This window comes from Xylanimonas sp. McL0601 (genome assembly GCF_049852175.1).
Lineage (GTDB): Bacteria > Actinomycetota > Actinomycetes > Actinomycetales > Cellulomonadaceae > Xylanimonas.
Window position 1 is genome coordinate 112,806 of record NZ_CP187527.1, and the last position, 14,851, is coordinate 127,656.

At 74.0% G+C, this 14,851-nt stretch carries 12 protein-coding genes; 4 read left to right on the forward strand and 8 right to left on the reverse strand.

Features of this window, described 5'->3' with window-relative positions:
- Positions 1–173: 173 nt before the first annotated feature.
- Together ACO4JP_RS00520 and ACO4JP_RS00525 are read left to right on the forward strand one after the other, a co-directional pair.
- The gene (locus ACO4JP_RS00520) at positions 174–950 is read left to right on the forward strand and encodes a LamB/YcsF family protein (RefSeq protein WP_425955454.1); all 777 of its coding nucleotides are present in this window, start codon (positions 174–176) and stop codon (positions 948–950) included.
- 2 nt (positions 951–952) lie between these two features.
- On the forward strand, positions 953–2,608 hold the full coding sequence (locus ACO4JP_RS00525; protein ID WP_425955455.1) for a carboxyltransferase domain-containing protein: 1,656 nt from the start codon (positions 953–955) through the stop codon (positions 2,606–2,608).
- 4 nt (positions 2,609–2,612) lie between these two features.
- On the opposite strand, the gene dhaK is transcribed toward ACO4JP_RS00525, so the two are convergent.
- The 5 genes from dhaK to ACO4JP_RS00550 all read right to left on the reverse strand — a co-directional run bounded on the left by dhaK (position 2,613) and on the right by ACO4JP_RS00550 (position 7,863).
- Complete coding sequence (dhaK, locus tag ACO4JP_RS00530; protein ID WP_425955456.1) at positions 2,613–3,608, reverse strand: dihydroxyacetone kinase subunit DhaK; 996 nt, start codon at positions 3,606–3,608, stop codon at positions 2,613–2,615.
- 35 nt (positions 3,609–3,643) lie between these two features.
- Entirely contained in the window at positions 3,644–4,297 is a 654-nt protein-coding gene (gene dhaL, locus ACO4JP_RS00535; RefSeq protein ID WP_425955457.1) for a dihydroxyacetone kinase subunit DhaL, read from the reverse strand.
- Complete coding sequence (locus ACO4JP_RS00540; protein ID WP_425955458.1) at positions 4,294–5,040, reverse strand: HAD-IA family hydrolase; 747 nt, start codon at positions 5,038–5,040, stop codon at positions 4,294–4,296. Before ACO4JP_RS00540 ends, dhaL begins: the two co-directional genes overlap by 4 nt.
- A gap of 12 nt (positions 5,041–5,052) precedes the next feature.
- Positions 5,053–5,913 carry a class II fructose-bisphosphate aldolase gene (locus ACO4JP_RS00545; protein WP_425955459.1) on the reverse strand — a complete coding sequence of 287 codons (861 nt, stop codon included), beginning with the start codon at positions 5,911–5,913 and terminating at the stop codon, positions 5,053–5,055.
- A gap of 141 nt (positions 5,914–6,054) precedes the next feature.
- Complete coding sequence (locus ACO4JP_RS00550; RefSeq protein ID WP_425955460.1) at positions 6,055–7,863, reverse strand: response regulator; 1,809 nt, start codon at positions 7,861–7,863, stop codon at positions 6,055–6,057.
- 242 nt (positions 7,864–8,105) lie between these two features.
- Here ACO4JP_RS00550 and ACO4JP_RS00555 point away from each other — a divergent pair, with 242 nt between their 5' ends.
- Positions 8,106–8,366: a DUF4190 domain-containing protein gene (locus tag ACO4JP_RS00555; protein WP_425955461.1), complete on the forward strand. Its 261-nt coding sequence runs from the start codon at positions 8,106–8,108 to the stop codon at positions 8,364–8,366.
- A gap of 109 nt (positions 8,367–8,475) precedes the next feature.
- Positions 8,476–13,299 (forward strand): DUF3418 domain-containing protein, encoded by a 4,824-nt coding sequence (locus ACO4JP_RS00560; RefSeq protein ID WP_425955462.1) that lies wholly within the window; start codon positions 8,476–8,478, stop codon positions 13,297–13,299.
- Between the two features lie 16 nt (positions 13,300–13,315).
- Here the strand turns inward: ACO4JP_RS00560 and tatC are convergent, their stop codons facing one another.
- The 3 genes from tatC to tatA form a co-directional block, all read right to left on the reverse strand.
- A complete protein-coding gene (gene tatC / locus ACO4JP_RS00565; protein ID WP_425957024.1) occupies positions 13,316–14,041 on the reverse strand; it encodes a twin-arginine translocase subunit TatC in 726 nt (241 codons plus the stop codon).
- Between the two features lie 97 nt (positions 14,042–14,138).
- Positions 14,139–14,594: a Sec-independent protein translocase TatB gene (locus ACO4JP_RS00570; RefSeq protein ID WP_425955463.1), complete on the reverse strand. Its 456-nt coding sequence runs from the start codon at positions 14,592–14,594 to the stop codon at positions 14,139–14,141.
- A gap of 20 nt (positions 14,595–14,614) precedes the next feature.
- Positions 14,615–14,821 (reverse strand): Sec-independent protein translocase subunit TatA, encoded by a 207-nt coding sequence (gene tatA / locus ACO4JP_RS00575; RefSeq protein ID WP_425955464.1) that lies wholly within the window; start codon positions 14,819–14,821, stop codon positions 14,615–14,617.
- Between the last annotated feature and the right edge of the window lie 30 nt (positions 14,822–14,851).

The window sequence follows — 14,851 nt, forward strand, 5'->3', positions numbered from 1 at the left end:
ACTGTGCGGGGCGATGCGGCTCGACGCCACCCTTGAGACACGACGTCACCCGGAGCACTTTTCTGCGTGCGCGCGGGCACGCGCCCCGGCAACGGCGTGCCGGGGTCCTGCCCGCCGGCAGAGCCGCCGTCGTCGGGCGGCCCGGCGGGCCATCCGAGCGGCAGACTGGCTCCATGACCTCGGTGGACATCAACGCCGACCTCGGCGAGGGCTTCGGCCGATGGACGCTCGGCGACGACGCCGCGATGCTCGACATCGTCTCGAGCGCCAACGTGGCCTGCGGTTTCCACGCCGGCGACCCGGCGGGGATCCGTCGCACGGTGCGCCTGGCCGCCGAGCGCGGCGTCGCCGTCGGCGCGCACGTCGGCTACCGCGACCTCGCGGGGTTCGGCCGCCGCGCGATGGACGTGCCCAGCGAGGAGCTCCAGGCCGACGTCGTCTACCAGCTCGGCGCGCTGCAGGGCCTCGCAGCCGCCGAGGGAGCCGCCGTCACCTACGTGAAGCCGCACGGCGCGCTGTACAACACCGCGCAGGTGGACGAGCGGGTCGCGCACGACGTCGCCGCGGCCGTCGCGGCGGTGGACCCCGGGCTGGTGATGCTGGGGCTTCCGGGGTCCGCGGCGCTGGCAGCGGCCGCCCGGGCCGGGTTGCGCACCGCGGCGGAGGCGTTCGCCGACCGCGCCTACACGCCGTCGGGCACGCTCCTCTCCCGGCGCGAGCCCGGCGCGGTGCTGCACGACGCCGAGCTCGTCGCGCGCCGGATGCTGCAGCTCGTGGCCGAGGGGGTCGTGGAGGCGGCCGACGGGACGCTCGTGGCGGTGCGCGCCGACTCCGTGTGCGTGCACGGCGACTCCCCCGGCGCGGTGGAGATGGCCCGCCGGCTGCGCGAGGTGCTGACCTCGGAGGGCGTCACTATCGCGCCGTTCGCCCCCGCGGCCGGCGAGCGCTGAGCGTGCGCATCCTGCCCGCGCGCGACGACGCGCTGCTCGTCGAGCTCGACGACCTCGCGCAGGCGACGGCCCTGCTCGCCTCCCTCGTCGAGACACCCGTGCCCGGCACGGGCGAGCCCGTCCCCGGCGCGCGGACCGTGCTCGTGCCATTCCAGCCCGCGGTCGTGACGGCATCGGCGCTCGCGGCGGAGCTGCGCACCCGCCCGCTGGCGCCGCGCGAGGTCACGGGCGCACGGCTCGTCGAGATCCCCACGGTGTACGACGGCGAGGACCTCGCGCCTCTCGCCCGCCTGCTCGGCTGGTCTCCCGAGGAACTGGTGCGCCGCCACGTGACGGCGTCGTGGCGGGTCGGCTTCATGGGCTTCGCGCCGGGTTTCGCCTATCTGACCTGCGCGGATGCCCCCGGCTCTTGGCCCGAGGTGCCGCGGCGCGAGACCCCGCGCACCCGGGTCCCGGCGGGCGCCGTCGCCCTGGCCGGCCCGTACGCGGGCGTCTACCCGCGCGCCAGCCCGGGCGGCTGGCAGCTGGTCGGCCGCACGGACACGCCGGTCTGGGACTCGACCCGCGAGCCCGCGTCGCTGTGGAGCCCGGGCGACGAGGTCCGCTTCGTCCCGACGCCTCCGACCCCGCAGGAGGTGTCGGGACGCGGGACGCCCCGGTACCGGCCAGGCTCCGACGACCCGAGCCCCTCAGAGCCACACGAGCCCGTGAGCGGGCGCGCTCGTGACGGCGCACTACGGGCGGCGCTGGTCGTGCTCGACGGCGGCCTGCAGAGCCTCGTCGAGGATCTCGGACGCCCCGGCGTCGCGCGCCTCGGGGTCGGGAGCTCCGGCGCCGCCGACCCGCGCAGCCTGCGCGCCGCCAACCGCGCCGTCGGGAACGTGCCCGGCGCCGCCGCGATCGAGTGCGTGGGCGGGCTGCGGGTGCGGGCACGCGGCGGGGCCGTCGTCGCGCTCACCGGCGCCGGAGCTCCCACCACCGTCTTCACGGCCGACAGATCCAGCGAGCGCCCCGCCCCGCACGGCGTCGCGTTCCTTCTGCACGACGGCGACGAGCTGGCCGTCGGCTACCCGGGTCGGGGCGCGCGCACCTACCTCGCGGTGCGCGGCGGGCTCGACGTCCCGGTGGTGCTCGGCAGCCGGTCCACCGACACGCTCGGCGGCTTGGGACCCGCTCCCCTCGGGCCCGGGACGGTGCTCGACGTCGGCGCTCAGGGCGCACTCGAGGGCGCCGTCGCGGGCGGCGACGTCGGCGCTCCGCCCCTCGACCGCCTGCCCGCCGCGGGCGAGACGACGACGCTCCGCGTGGTGCTCGGCCCGCACGACGACTGGTTCGACGCCGGCGCCGTCGCGGCGCTGACCGGCACCCCGTGGACCGTCACGCCGCGCTCGGACCGGGTCGGGCTCCGGCTCGACGGCGAGCCGCTGCATCGCGCAGTCCGCCGCGTCGAAGCCGAGCTCCCGAGCGCCGGCACGGTCACGGGCGCGCTGCAGGTACCGCCGGACGGGCGGCCCGTGCTGCTCCTCGCCGACCACCCGGTGACCGGCGGCTACCCGGTGGTCGCGGCCGTCGTCGCGGCCGACGTCGCCCTCGCCGGGCAGCTCCCGGCGGGCGCGACGGTGCGGTTCGCCGTGGTTCCCACCAGCCTGCTCGCCTGACGGCTCAGAAGATCCGCACGCCGATCTCGGCCGGGGCGGCCAGCAGGCGCTCGATCTCGTCGTCGAGCTTGACCAGGGTGAGCGACGCGCCTGCCATGTCCAGCGAGGTGCAGTACTCGCCGACGTAGCTGCGGCCGATCTCGATCCCGCGGTCGACGAGCTGCTGGTGCGCCCTCCCGTACAGCAGGTACAGCTCGCTGATCGGCGTGCCGCCCAGGCCGTTGATCATGAGCGCCACCCTGTCGCCCGAGGTGAACGGCAGGTCCTTGACCACGGGCTCGAAGATCTCGGCCAGCATCTCGTCGGCCGTGCCGAGCTTGCCGCGGCGGCGGCCGGGCTCGCCGTGGATGCCGACGCCGATCTCGATCTCGTCCTCGGGCAGCTCGAAGAGCGGCGAGCCCTTGGCGGGCGGGGTGCACGGCGTCAGGGCCAGCCCCATCGTGCGGGTCATGGAGTTGACCTTCTGCCCGATCCGCATCAGCTCGTCGAGGTCGGCACCCTCCTCCGAGGCCGCGCCCACAGCCTTCATCACGAAGAAGTTCCCGGCCACGCCGCGCCGTCCCACGGTGTACGTCGAGTCCTGGACGGCGACGTCGTCGTCGATGAAGAGCGTCTTGACGTCGACGCCGTCCGCCTCGGACAGCTCGGCCGCCATCTCGAACGACATCCGGTCGCCCGTGTAGTTGTTGACCAGAAGCAGCACCCCCTTGGGTGACGCGAGGAGCTTGGTGGTCTCGTACACGTAGTCCATCGGCGGCGCGCTGAACACGTCGCCAGGGCAGGCGCCGTCGAGCATCCCCTTGCCGACGGCCATGACGTGCGCCGGCTCGTGCCCCGAGCCCGACCCCTGGACGATCGACACCTTGTCATCACGGGGCGCGTCCTTGCGCATGATGAGGTTGTACTCGGGCACGTAGGTGAGCGTGTCGGGGTTGGCCAGGGCGATGCCCTGCAGCATCTCGGGCACGAACTGCCTGGGGTCGTTGACGAACTTCTTCACGACGGTCTCCTCATGAGGTGGTCGGGGCCGGCGGCTCAGCCGGCGGTGGGGACGCGCGTGGCCCACTCCGCGGCCAGGCGCTCCGCGATGACGGCGACCGCGACGGCGCCGGCGTCGGGCGAGCCGATGGAGCGCTCGCCGGTGTAGGCGGCGCGGCCGCGCCGCGCCAGCATGGGGGTGGTCGCGTCCGCCGCCTCGCGGGCGGTCGCGGCGGCGTCGGCCACGATCTCGGCGGGAGGCTTCCCGGCCGCGATCGACGCCTCGACGGTGTCCGTCATCGGCACGAGCGCGTCGAGCAGCGTCTTGTCGCCGACGTCGGACGCGCCGCGCTGCTTGATGCCCTCGATCGCCGCGCGCAGCATGCGCACGACGTCGGCGCCGCTCAGCTCGGTCTGCCCCTTGACCTGCCCGGCGGCCCGCAGGAACGCGGTGCCCCAGATCGGCCCCGACGTGCCGCCGATGCGGCTCGTGATGGTCACGGCGATCTTCTGCAGGAACGTCCCGATGTCGGTGCGGTCGAACGAGTCCCAGCCGTTCTCGACGATCTCGAACCCGCGCGCCAGCGAGTACCCGAAGTCGCCGTCGCCCACGACGGCGTCCAGGTCGCCGAACTCCTTCTCGTTGGCCAGGCAGGTGCGCGTGATGCTGCGGACGACGAACTCGACGTCGGCGAAGCCCGGGGTGGTCATGCGTCCTCCTTGAGCAGGCTGGCGAGCGTGGCGACGGTGACCGGCCCACCGTTCCCGTCCGGTCCGGGGCCGTGGTCCAGATCGGGCACGACGAGCGCCGCGCCGGTGAAGTCGTCGTCCGCCGTGTAGGCGCTGACGGTGACGACGGTGCGCAGGCCCGCCGCGAGCGCCGCCGCGAGCCCGCCGCCGGAGTCCTCGACGACGATGGCGTCGTCCGCCGTCGTCCCCAGCCGTTCCAGGGCGAGCAGGTAGATGTCCGGGGCGGGCTTCTTGCGCGGCACGATGTCGCCGGCCAGCACCGTGAAGTGCTGCGCCAGCCGGTCGCCCACCGCGTGGGTCAGGACGGCGCGCACGCTGGGCTCCGCCGACGTCGAGGCGACCGCGAGCTGCCAGCCGGCGTCGTTCGCCTCGGCGACGAGGCGTGCGATGCCGGGGCGGGCGGGCAGCTCGCCGGCGTCGACGAGGGCGGTGTAGGCGGCGGTCTTGCGCGCGTGCCACTCCTTGAGGAGGGCGGCCTGGCCGTTGTCGTCGGTGGGGTAGCCGTTCGCTGCGACGAACTCGGCGGTCAGGAGCGAGCGCATGCGCTCCTTGCCGCCGCCGATGCGCACCAGCTCGCGGTACTCGTCGTCGGACCACTGCACGGGGACGCCGAGCTCGGCGAAGGTGCGGTTGAACGCGGGGAGGTGGCCGGCGCGCTCGGTATCGGCGAGGACGCCGTCGCAGTCAAAGATCAGGGCGGGCATCGCGGCGCCTCCTCAGGCCTTCCCAGCCGACCCGAAGCGCTGCGCGAGGCCCACGGTCATGTCGACGATCGCCTTGCGGACGTCCTTGAACAGGCTGGGCGGGTCCCACTTGTCGGCCGGCTCCGCGACGTCGCGCAGGAACGCCAGGTTGGCCTTCATATAGGTGATCTTGAGCTGCGTCGAGATGTTGACCTTGGCGGCGCCGCGGGCGATGAGGTCCTGGAACTGGTCGTCGTCGAGGCCGCTGCCGCCGTGCAGCGCGACGGGCACGCCGGTGGCGTCGACCAGCTCGGACACGCGCTCGAAGTCCAGGTCGGGGCGCTTGCTGTAGACGCCGTGGGCGTTGCCGATCGCGGGCGCGAAGACGTCGACGCCGGTCTCCCGCAGGAACGTCAGTGACGTCTCGAGGCTGTGGCGCTGCGGCTCGGTGTCGGAGCCGATGCCGTCCTCGACGCCCTTGATCGACTCGATCTCGCCCTCCACATGGGCTCCGCGCGCGCGGGCCTCGGCCACGACCTCGACGGTCTGGCGCTGGTTCTCGGCCACCGGCATCGTCGAGGCGTCGAACAGCACCGAGTTCCAGCCGATGCCGAGGCACTCGGCGATGACGTCGCGCTCCGGGCAGTGGTCCAGGTGCAGGGTGACCGGCACGTCGATGCCCTCGGTCATGGTCTGCCACATGCCGAACAGCACCTTCGCGCCGTACGACTTCACCGTCTTGACCGACGTCTGGACGATCAGCGGGCTGCGCGCCTGCGACGCGCCGGCCAGCACGGCCTCGAGCGTCAGGTCGTTCACGATGTTGATCGCCGGCACGCCGTAACGCTCCGCGAACGCGGCGTCGACGATCTCCTTGAGCGGTACGACGGGCATCGTTGCCTCCCCTTCGCCTGCGCCCCGGGGTGGGGCGGCGCCGCGCGACCAGCAGCGGCGTCTGCTCCGGAGGCTATGCAGCGCCCGCGCGAACCGGCATGGGGTGTTCCCCCCACACCGGGTGGGGGCCCGCGGTAGGGCTCAGGGCAGCGGGAGGGCGGTCAGCGCGGCACGGCTCGGCGCACCCGTCTTCCGCAGGACGGCGCTCACGTGCTTCTCGACCGTCTTGATCGAGATCCCGAGCCGGCTCGCCACCTGCTTGTACGGCAGCCCCTCCTCCAGCAGGTCGCGCACCTGGCGCTCGCGGGGCGTGAGCCGCTGCACCGGTCCTCCTCCGTCCGACGTCGCGGCGCCGGACGCGAACAGGTCCGCCGCGACGAGCTGGTCCCCGCGCGCCGCCGCGACGACGGCGCGGGCGAGCCCTCCGGCGTCGACGTCGCGGGTCACGAACCCGACGGCGCCGCCCGAGGCGGCCTCGCGCACCCGGTCGTCGGCGACCGAGTCGACGACGAGCACGACCGCTGCGTGCGGGTCGGCCGAGCGCAGGTACGACGTGAGCTGGACGCCGTCGACGTGCGGCATCTGCAGCGCGGTGAGCACCACGTGCGGGTGCAGCAGCCCGTACGCCTCGACGGCCTGCGCGGGATCGGCGATCTCGCCGACGACCTGCACGTCGGGCTCGGTGACCTCGAGCATGCGCACCAGCCCCGCCCGCACGACGGGGCTGGGGTGCACGACGAGCACGCGCCATCGCTCGCGCCCGGCGCCGCCCACGCCGTCGGGCGCGTACGGGACCTCAGCCCGCACCCGGGTGCCCCAGCCGGGCGTGGAGTCGACGAGCACGGCACCGCCCAGGTGCCGCGCGCGGGCGACGAGCCCGCGCAGGCCGAGGGCCGCGCCCGCGCGGCCGTCCGGTGACCGGCCCGACGGCAGTTCCCCGCGGCGAAGGGCCTCCGGGTCGAAGCCGCGGCCGTCGTCCTCGACCAGCGCCGTCACTGACGTGTCGCCGTAGACGAGGCCGGCCCGCACGGTCCGCGCACCCGCGTGCGCGACGACGTTGGTCAGCGCCTCCTGCACGATCCGGTAGAGCTGGCGCGCGACCTCGGGCGCCAGCACCCGCGGCTCACCGACGGTCACCAGGCGCGTGGCGATCCCGGCAGTCGACTCGACCCACGCGAGCTCGAGCCCGACGGCCTCGCCGAGCGACCGCCCGTCGAGCAGCGCCGGGCCCAGACCCAGCACGGTGCGCCGCGTCTCGGCGAGCGCCGCGCGGGTGGCGGCGCGGGCCGCCGGGATCTCGGCGGCGTCGAGGTGGAGCAGAACCGCGGCGAGCCCGCGCCCGACGGTGTCGTGGACGTCGCGCACCACGCGCTCGCGCTCGGCGGCGGCGGCCGCCTCGGACGCCCGCTCCGCGGCCTGCGCGTGGAGGCGCGCGTTGGTGATGGCGATGGCGGCGTGCGCGGCGAACAGCTCGAGCAGCCGGGCGTCGTCGTCCCCGAAGCGCCGGCCCGCGTCGCGGCTGAATACGACGCAGGCGCCGATGATCGCGCCGTTCCAGCGGATCGGGACGCCGATGACGCCGTGCAGCGCGCTGCGCTCGGGCTCGGGGATGTGGCCGCCCGGCACCTGCGCGTACTCGTCGAGGACCACCGGGGCGCGCGCCCGGACCACGGCGCCCGTCACGCCCTCGGCCAGGGGAAAGGTGCGCCCTGCCTCGCAGACGACGCCGAGGTCGACCTCCTTGGTGTACGTGCCCGCCGCCTCGTCGACGGTGCACACGGAGCCCGAGTCGCATCCGAGCAGCTCCATGCTGTGCCGCAGGATGCGCTCGAGGAGCGGGACCAGCTCGAAGTGCCCCGCCAGGTCGTTCGCCATGGCGGCCAGCGAGTCCAGGCGACGCTGGGCCGTGGCGGTCACGCCGGTGCTGGTGAAGTCCGCGGTGCTCGTCATCGTGCACGCTCCAAGTCCGGAGGGCCGACGACGCCGGGGCCCGCCTCGCGCATTGTCACCCCGGGTCGCTGGGCGGGCCAGAGCGTCTTTCGACCACTCGTCATGACGTGCAGGGAGCGCCTGGCCGGACAGCGGCCTTGTCTGGGCGGATGCGTTCCGCCACACTTCACGCGTCCATTCAGGTCGCCCTCAGGCGACCTGGCACGTGCGGGGCACCGTCGCCCCTTCTCCTCAGGAGAGCCATGAGCGAGCAGTCCACCCTTCCCCAGGCCCCGCCGCCCGGCGCCTACACGCCGCCGGTCACCGACCCGGGCAAGACTCTCGGCATCGTCGGGTTCGTCTTCGCGTTCCTCATCCCGCTCGTGGGCATCATCTGCTCCCTGATCGCGCGCTCGAGGTCGAAGAAGGCCGGCTTCAAGAACACGCTCGCGACCGCGGGCATCTGGGTCTCGGTCGCCATCATCATCCTTGGCGGGGCGGTGAACGCGGCACTGCTGAACTGAGCACGGAGTCCCGCCCGGCGCCGAGACCCGCGGCGCCGGGCGGTCGGCTTCCGGCTCCCCTGACAGGTGCGGTCCAATCACCTTGCGGCCCTTGCGAGAATGGGAGGCCGTGAGCACCGCACCTTCCTCCCCGCAGCCGTCGTCGCACCCCGCCGACGACGGCGCCGTGCGGCGTCGCGACGGCGGCCGCCGCCGCAGAGGCCGGGGCGGGCAGGGCCGGCGCGACCAGCCCGCTCCCCAGGGCGACGGCGAGCAGCGCGACCGCAGTCGCGAACCCCGAGGCGGCGACCGCGAGCACCGCGGCCCTCGCCGCGTCTCCCGCGCCCACCTGGAGAAGCTCGCCGCGGCCCGCACCGCCGCCGTCGTGCCCACGATCACCTACCCCGAGCAGCTGCCGGTCAGCGCGCGCCGGGCGGACATCGCGCGGGCGATCGCGGAGAACCAGGTGGTCGTCGTCGCGGGCGAGACCGGCTCGGGCAAGACGACGCAGCTCCCCAAGATCCTCCTGGACCTCGGCCGTGGCCGCGCCGGGCAGATCGGCCACACGCAGCCCCGCCGGATCGCCGCCCGCAGCGTCGCGGAGCGCATCAGCGAAGAGATCAGCGGAGCCGGCGCCTTGGGCTCCATCGTCGGCTACCAGGTGCGGTTCACGGACCAGTCGAGCGAGCAGACGCTCGTCAAGGTCATGACCGACGGGATCCTGCTCGCGCAGATCCAGCGGGACCCGGACCTGCTGGCGTACGACACGATCGTCATCGACGAGGCGCACGAGCGGTCGCTCAACATCGACTTCCTGCTCGGGTACCTGTCCCGGCTGCTGCCACGGCGGCCGGACCTCAAGGTCGTCATCACGTCCGCGACCATCGACTCCGAGCGGTTCGCGGCGCACTTCTCGCCGTCGCACCTCGCAGAGATCGGCGGCGCGCCCGACGCGGTCGTCGAGGTCCTCCCGAAGGCGGCACCTGTCGTCGAGGTCTCGGGGCGCACGTACCCGGTGGAGATCCGCTACCGGCCGCTCGCGCCCGACGTCGACCCGGAGTCCGGCCTGCGGAAGGGCAAGGGCGAAGAGAAGGACTTCGTCACCGGCATCGTCGAGGCCTGCGACGAGCTCATGACCTGCGGCCCGGGCGACATCCTCGTGTTCCTCTCGGGCGAGCGCGAGATCCACGACGCGCTCGACGCGCTGGAGGGTCGCCTCGGCGAGCGGACGCGCGATCCGAAGCGCCCGGACCATGTCGAGATCCTGCCCCTCTACTCGCGCCTGTCCGCCGCCGAGCAGCACCGCGTCTTCGCCTCGCACCCAGGGCGGCGCATCGTGCTGTCCACCAACGTCGCCGAGACGTCGCTGACTGTCCCCGGCATCCACTACGTCGTCGACACGGGCCTGGCCCGCATCTCGCGCTACTCCAAGGCGACCAAGGTGCAGCGGCTGCCGATCGAGGCCATCTCGCAGGCGTCGGCGAACCAGCGCTCGGGCCGCTCCGGCCGCGTGGCCGACGGCGTCGCGATCCGCCTGTACTCGCAGGACGACTTCGAGGGCCGGCCCGAGTACACCGAGCCCGAGATCCTGCGCACCTCCCTCGCGTCCGTGCTGCTGCAGATGATCGCGGTCGGCGTGGTCGAGGCGCCCGACGACGTCGCCCGCTTCCCCTTCGTGGAGCCGCCGGACACGCGCGCGGTGCGCGACGGCGTCGCGCTGCTGCGCGAGCTGGGCGCCCTAGAAACCGTCGACCTCACCGCCGTCGACCTCACCGCCGTCGACCTCACCGCCGTCGACCTCACCGCCGTCGACCTCACCGCCGTCGACCTCACCGTGTCAGGGCCACGAGGCGCCGGAGCGCCCCCTGCCCCTGACACCCCCGAGGCCAATCTCGCGTTGTCAGGGGCAGCGGGCGCCGGGGCGCGCCCTGGGCCTGAGAGCGCGGGTGGGGGGCGCACGACGACGCGGCTCACCGCCGTCGGGCGGCAGCTCGCACAGCTGCCCATGGACCCGCGCCTGGCGCGCATGATCATCGAGGGCGCGAAGCTGGGCGTCGCGCGCGAGGTCGCCGTCATCTCCGCCGCGCTCTCCGTGCAGGACCCGCGCGAGCGCCCCGTCGAGGTGCGCGAGCGGGCGGACCAGCTCCACGCGCGGTTCGTCGACCCGACGTCCGACTTCCTCTCGTACCTCAACCTCTGGGAGTACCTGCGCGAGCAGCAGCGCGAGCTCAGCGGCTCGGCGTTCCGGCGGCTGTGCAAGGGCGAGCACCTGAACTTCCTGCGCGTGCGCGAGTGGCAGGACGTCGTGACGCAGCTGCGCCAGATGTCCAACGACCTGGGGATCGACCTGTCCTCCCGCGGACGCGGCCCCCGCCCCGTCGCCGAGCTGTCAGAAGCGCACCAGCATCCCGACGCTTCTGAGCCTGACAAGTCGCAGCCGCGCAGCGGCGAGCTGCGCCGCGAGTGGGACGGCGAGACGGTGCACCGCGCGCTGCTCTCCGGCCTGCTCTCCCAGATCGGCATGCAGGACACGGGCGAGATCAAGGCCTCCTCCGTCGCCCACCTCAAGGGCGAGGCCCGCGCCCGCGCCCTGCGCCAGCAGGCGAAGCGCGCCCGCAACGAGTACCTCGGCGCACGCGGCGCCCGGTTTGCGATCTTCCCCGGCTCCCCGCTGTCCAAGAAGCCGCCGGCCTGGGTGATGGCGGGGGAGCTCGTCGAGACGTCGCGCCTGTGGGCGCGAGACGTCGCCCGCATCCAGCCGGAGTGGGCCGAGGCTCTTGCCGGCGACCTGGCCCGCCGCACCTACTCCGACCCGCACTGGTCCACCAAGCAGGGCGCCGCGATGGCCACCGAGAAGGTGCTGCTCTACGGCGTCCCGATCGTCAGCGACCGCCCGGTGCTGTTCGCCAAGGTGGACCCCGAGGCGGCCCGGGAGATGTTCGTGCGGCACGCCCTGGTCCAGGGCGAGTGGACCACGCACCATCGCTTCTTCGCGGACAACCGGCGTCTGCTGGAGGAGGCGGAGCAGGTCGAGGCCCGCTCTCGGCAGCGCGGCCTGGTCGCCTCCGAGGACGACCTGTTCGCCTTCTACGACGAGCGCGTCCCGGCGTCCGTGGTCAGCGCGCGGCACTTCGACCGCTGGTGGTCGCAGGCCCGCCGCGACACCCCGGACCTGCTGACTTTCCGCCTCGAGGACCTGGTCGACGTCGAGGCCGTGGACCCGTCGCTCTTCCCTGAGCGGTGGACGCAGGGCGAGGTCACCCTGCCGCTGACGTACCAGTTCAGCCCCGGCCAGGACGCCGACGGCGTCACCGTGCACGTGCCGCTCTCCGTGCTCCCCCGCCTTGTGCCGGCGGGCTTCGACTGGATGGTGCCGGGCCTGCTCGAGGAGCTGTGCGTCGCCACGATCCGTTCGCTGCCCAAGGCGGTGCGCGTGCAGCTCGTGCCCGCGCCCGACGTCGGTGCGGCCGTCGCGTCCTGGCTGCGCGCCAGCACCCCGGCGTGGGAGGACATGACCCGCGCGGGCGACATGGCCGAGCCGTTCCACGCCGCGTTCACGCGCGCGGTCCGGGCGCTGCGCGACGTCGTCGTGCCCGAGGACGCGTGGGACGCCGAGCGGGTCGAGCGGCTGCCCGCGCACCTACGCATGACGTTCCGCGTCCAGGAGGCCGGCGGCACGACGGCGGCCGGTGCGGGTCGCGGTCAGGGGGCCGGTCACGCCGGCGGGAGGCAGGCGCCGGGGGGCCGCGCGCCGAGCGGGATCGCGCTCGACGAGTCGAAGGACCTGCTGGCACTGCAGCGCCGTCTGGCACCCCAGGCGGAGGCCGCGGTGCGCGCGGCGGTCAAGGGAGCGGTTGGCCTGGCACTGGAGGAGGCCCGCACAGCGGCCGCCACCGCCACCACCCCCTCCGCCCTCACGCCGTCCGCCGAGGTCGGGGCAGACGCGGGAGATCGAGGCGGACGGCCCCGACCTCGCGCCGCAGCCCCGACCTCGGCGGGCGGCGCGATCGCCGAGCGGACCGGGCTCGACACCTGGCCCGAAGGACTGCCCGACGGGCGCCTGCCCGATGCCGTCTCCACCGATCTCGGCGGAGGGGTGGTCGTGCGCGGGTACCCGGCCCTCGTCGAGGAGCCGGGGCCGAAGGGCGAGGCGACCGTCGCGCTGCGCATCCTCGCCGACGCCGTCGCGCAGCCGTCGGCGCACGCCCGCGGGGTGCGCCGGCTGCTGCTGTCCGAGACGCGGCTCGCGGCCGGCCGCGTGACGTCCCGCTGGACGGGCAAGCAGGCGCTGACCCTCGCGGCGAGCCCGTACCGCACCACGGACATCCTGGCCGAGGAGCTGCAGCTCGCCGCCGTCATCGCGCTGACCAGCGGCGATACCGACCTCCCCCCGGGGACGCCGCCGGGCGCCGCTGCCGTACAGATCCGCGATGCCGACTCGTACACGGAGGCGAAGACCCACGTCCGACGCCATCTCGAGGACGAGACGTACCGCGTCGCCGGCCACGTCGTCGCCGCCCTCGCCGCCTGGCGCACGCTCGAGAGCGAGGTGCGCGCGACGTCGTCGCTCGCTCTGCTCAACACACTGCAGGACGTCCGCGAGCACGCGGCCACGCTCGTCCACGACGGGTTCGTCAGCGCCACGCCCCCGCGCCGCCTCCCGCACCTGGTGCGCTACCTCCGCGCGGCGTCGTACCGGCTGGAGAAGGCGCAGGCGAACCCGTACCGGGACGCCGAGATCGCCTGGCGGATCCACGACGTGGAGGAGGCATATGCGAAGGCGCGCGCGGCCTACGCCGCGGGCCCGGCGGACCCGGCCCGCGCGGCCGAGCTCGCCGAGGCCCGCTGGCAGATCGAGGAGCTGCGCGTGAGCCTGTTCGCGCAGCAGCTTGGTACAGACGGCACGGTCAGCGAGAAGCGCATCCGCAAGGTGCTCGCGCCGACCGGCTGGTAGCCGCGGGCGGGCCGGGTCAGGTCCGCCTCTCGACTCGACGGTCGTGCCAGAACGCGACGCCGAGCGCCGCGAAGTAGAGCACGCAGATCGGCGCGGCGACCAGCACCATGGTCAGCGCGTCCGGCGTCGGCGTCATGACCGCGGCGAACACGAACGCGAGCAGCACCGCCCAGCGCCAGCCCCGCGCGAGGGTCTCGTGACGCACGATTCCGGCAAAGTTGAGCACGACCAGCAGCACCGGCAACACGAACGCGACCCCGAAAGCCAGCACCAGCCGCATGACGAACGTCAGGTAGTCCTGGGCGTTGACGAGCTGGGACGTCCCGTCAGGCACGAACGAGGCGAGGATGTCCACCGCCTGCGGCAGCACCCACCAGGCGAGGGCCGCACCTCCCAGGAACAGCGGCACGGCGCTGGCGAGGAACCCGTAGGCATACCGCTTCTCGTGCTTGGTCAAGCCCGGGGTGATGAAGGCCCAGACCTGGTACAGCCACCAGGGGCAGGTCACCAGCACGGCCAGGAACAGCGAGACCTTGATCCTGATGTCCAGCGGCGAACCGAGCGCCGTGAAGTTCAGCGCGATGTCCTTGTGCTGGGTCGACGCCGCAAGGTGCAGCGGGCGCGTCAGCAGCTCCAGCAAGGGGTCGTACAGCAACCACCCCGCCAGCGCTCCGACGACCAGGCCGGCGGCAATCAGGAACGCCCGCTTGCGCAGCTCCGTCAGGTGCTCCCGCAGGGGCATGCGCGACCGGCCGTCCGACGCCGGGCCGCCCGGGGCGGGGGCGTTCGGCGCGGCGTCGGCGTCGGCGAGCACCGGGACCGAGGTCAGCGCCGCCATGTCAGGCCGCCTCGGTCCGGCGTTCGCCGACGGCGCCGGGCACGGAGGCCGCGCCGGTACCGGCGCCGTCGGCGGACAGCCTGCCGACGCTGTCGGCGGACGGCGTGCCGGCGCCGTCGTCCGGCAAGGTGACCGCGCCCTGCGGCCGCCGCCCGACGACCTCCTCTACCGACCCGGCGGGGCGCCGGACGCCGCCTGGCAGAAGGTCGTCGAGCAGCGCCTCGCGGACGATGGAGCGTGGGTCGTACCTCCGCGGGTCCAGCTGCGCCCAGTCGATGTCGCCGACCTCGGGGCCGAGCTCGTCGGTGACCCGGTCCTTCGCCTCGGCGAGCAGCCCCTTGGCCTTGCGGGCGAACGTGGCGAGCTGCTGCACGTACTGCGGCAGGCGCTCAGGCCCGATGAGGACGAGTGCGAGCACGGCGATGATCAGCAGCTCACCGGCGTTGATGTCGAGCACGGCTTCACCGCCCTCGCCGGTCAGGCCTCAGGCGTCGCCGCGTGCGCCGCCGCCGGCGTCGTCGCGTGCGCCTGCTCGCCGTCGGCGGTGAGGTCCTTGACCTCGTTCTTGAAGATCTTGAGCGACTGACCGACGCTGCGCGCCAGGTCAGGCAGGCGCTGCGCCCCGAACAGCAGCAGGACGATAGCGACCATCACGATGACGTGCCACGGCTTGAGCATGCCCATTTCGGTGACTCCTTGGTCTTGGCGCTGACG

Excerpts from the sequence above, each read along its gene's own strand:
- ACO4JP_RS00520 (WP_425955454.1), top strand. The coding sequence starts at position 174 with ATGACCTCGGTGGACATCAACGCCGACCTCGGCGAGGGCTTCGGCCGA.
- dhaL (WP_425955457.1), bottom strand. The coding sequence starts at position 4,297 with ATGACCACCCCGGGCTTCGCCGACGTCGAGTTCGTCGTCCGCAGCATC.
- ACO4JP_RS00540 (WP_425955458.1), bottom strand. The coding sequence starts at position 5,040 with ATGCCCGCCCTGATCTTTGACTGCGACGGCGTCCTCGCCGATACCGAG.
- ACO4JP_RS00545 (WP_425955459.1), bottom strand. The coding sequence starts at position 5,913 with ATGCCCGTCGTACCGCTCAAGGAGATCGTCGACGCCGCGTTCGCGGAG.
- ACO4JP_RS00550 (WP_425955460.1), bottom strand. The coding sequence starts at position 7,863 with ATGACGAGCACCGCGGACTTCACCAGCACCGGCGTGACCGCCACGGCC.
- ACO4JP_RS00555 (WP_425955461.1), top strand. The coding sequence starts at position 8,106 with ATGAGCGAGCAGTCCACCCTTCCCCAGGCCCCGCCGCCCGGCGCCTAC.
- tatC (WP_425957024.1), bottom strand. The coding sequence starts at position 14,041 with ATGCCCCTGCGGGAGCACCTGACGGAGCTGCGCAAGCGGGCGTTCCTG.
- tatA (WP_425955464.1), bottom strand. The coding sequence starts at position 14,821 with ATGGGCATGCTCAAGCCGTGGCACGTCATCGTGATGGTCGCTATCGTC.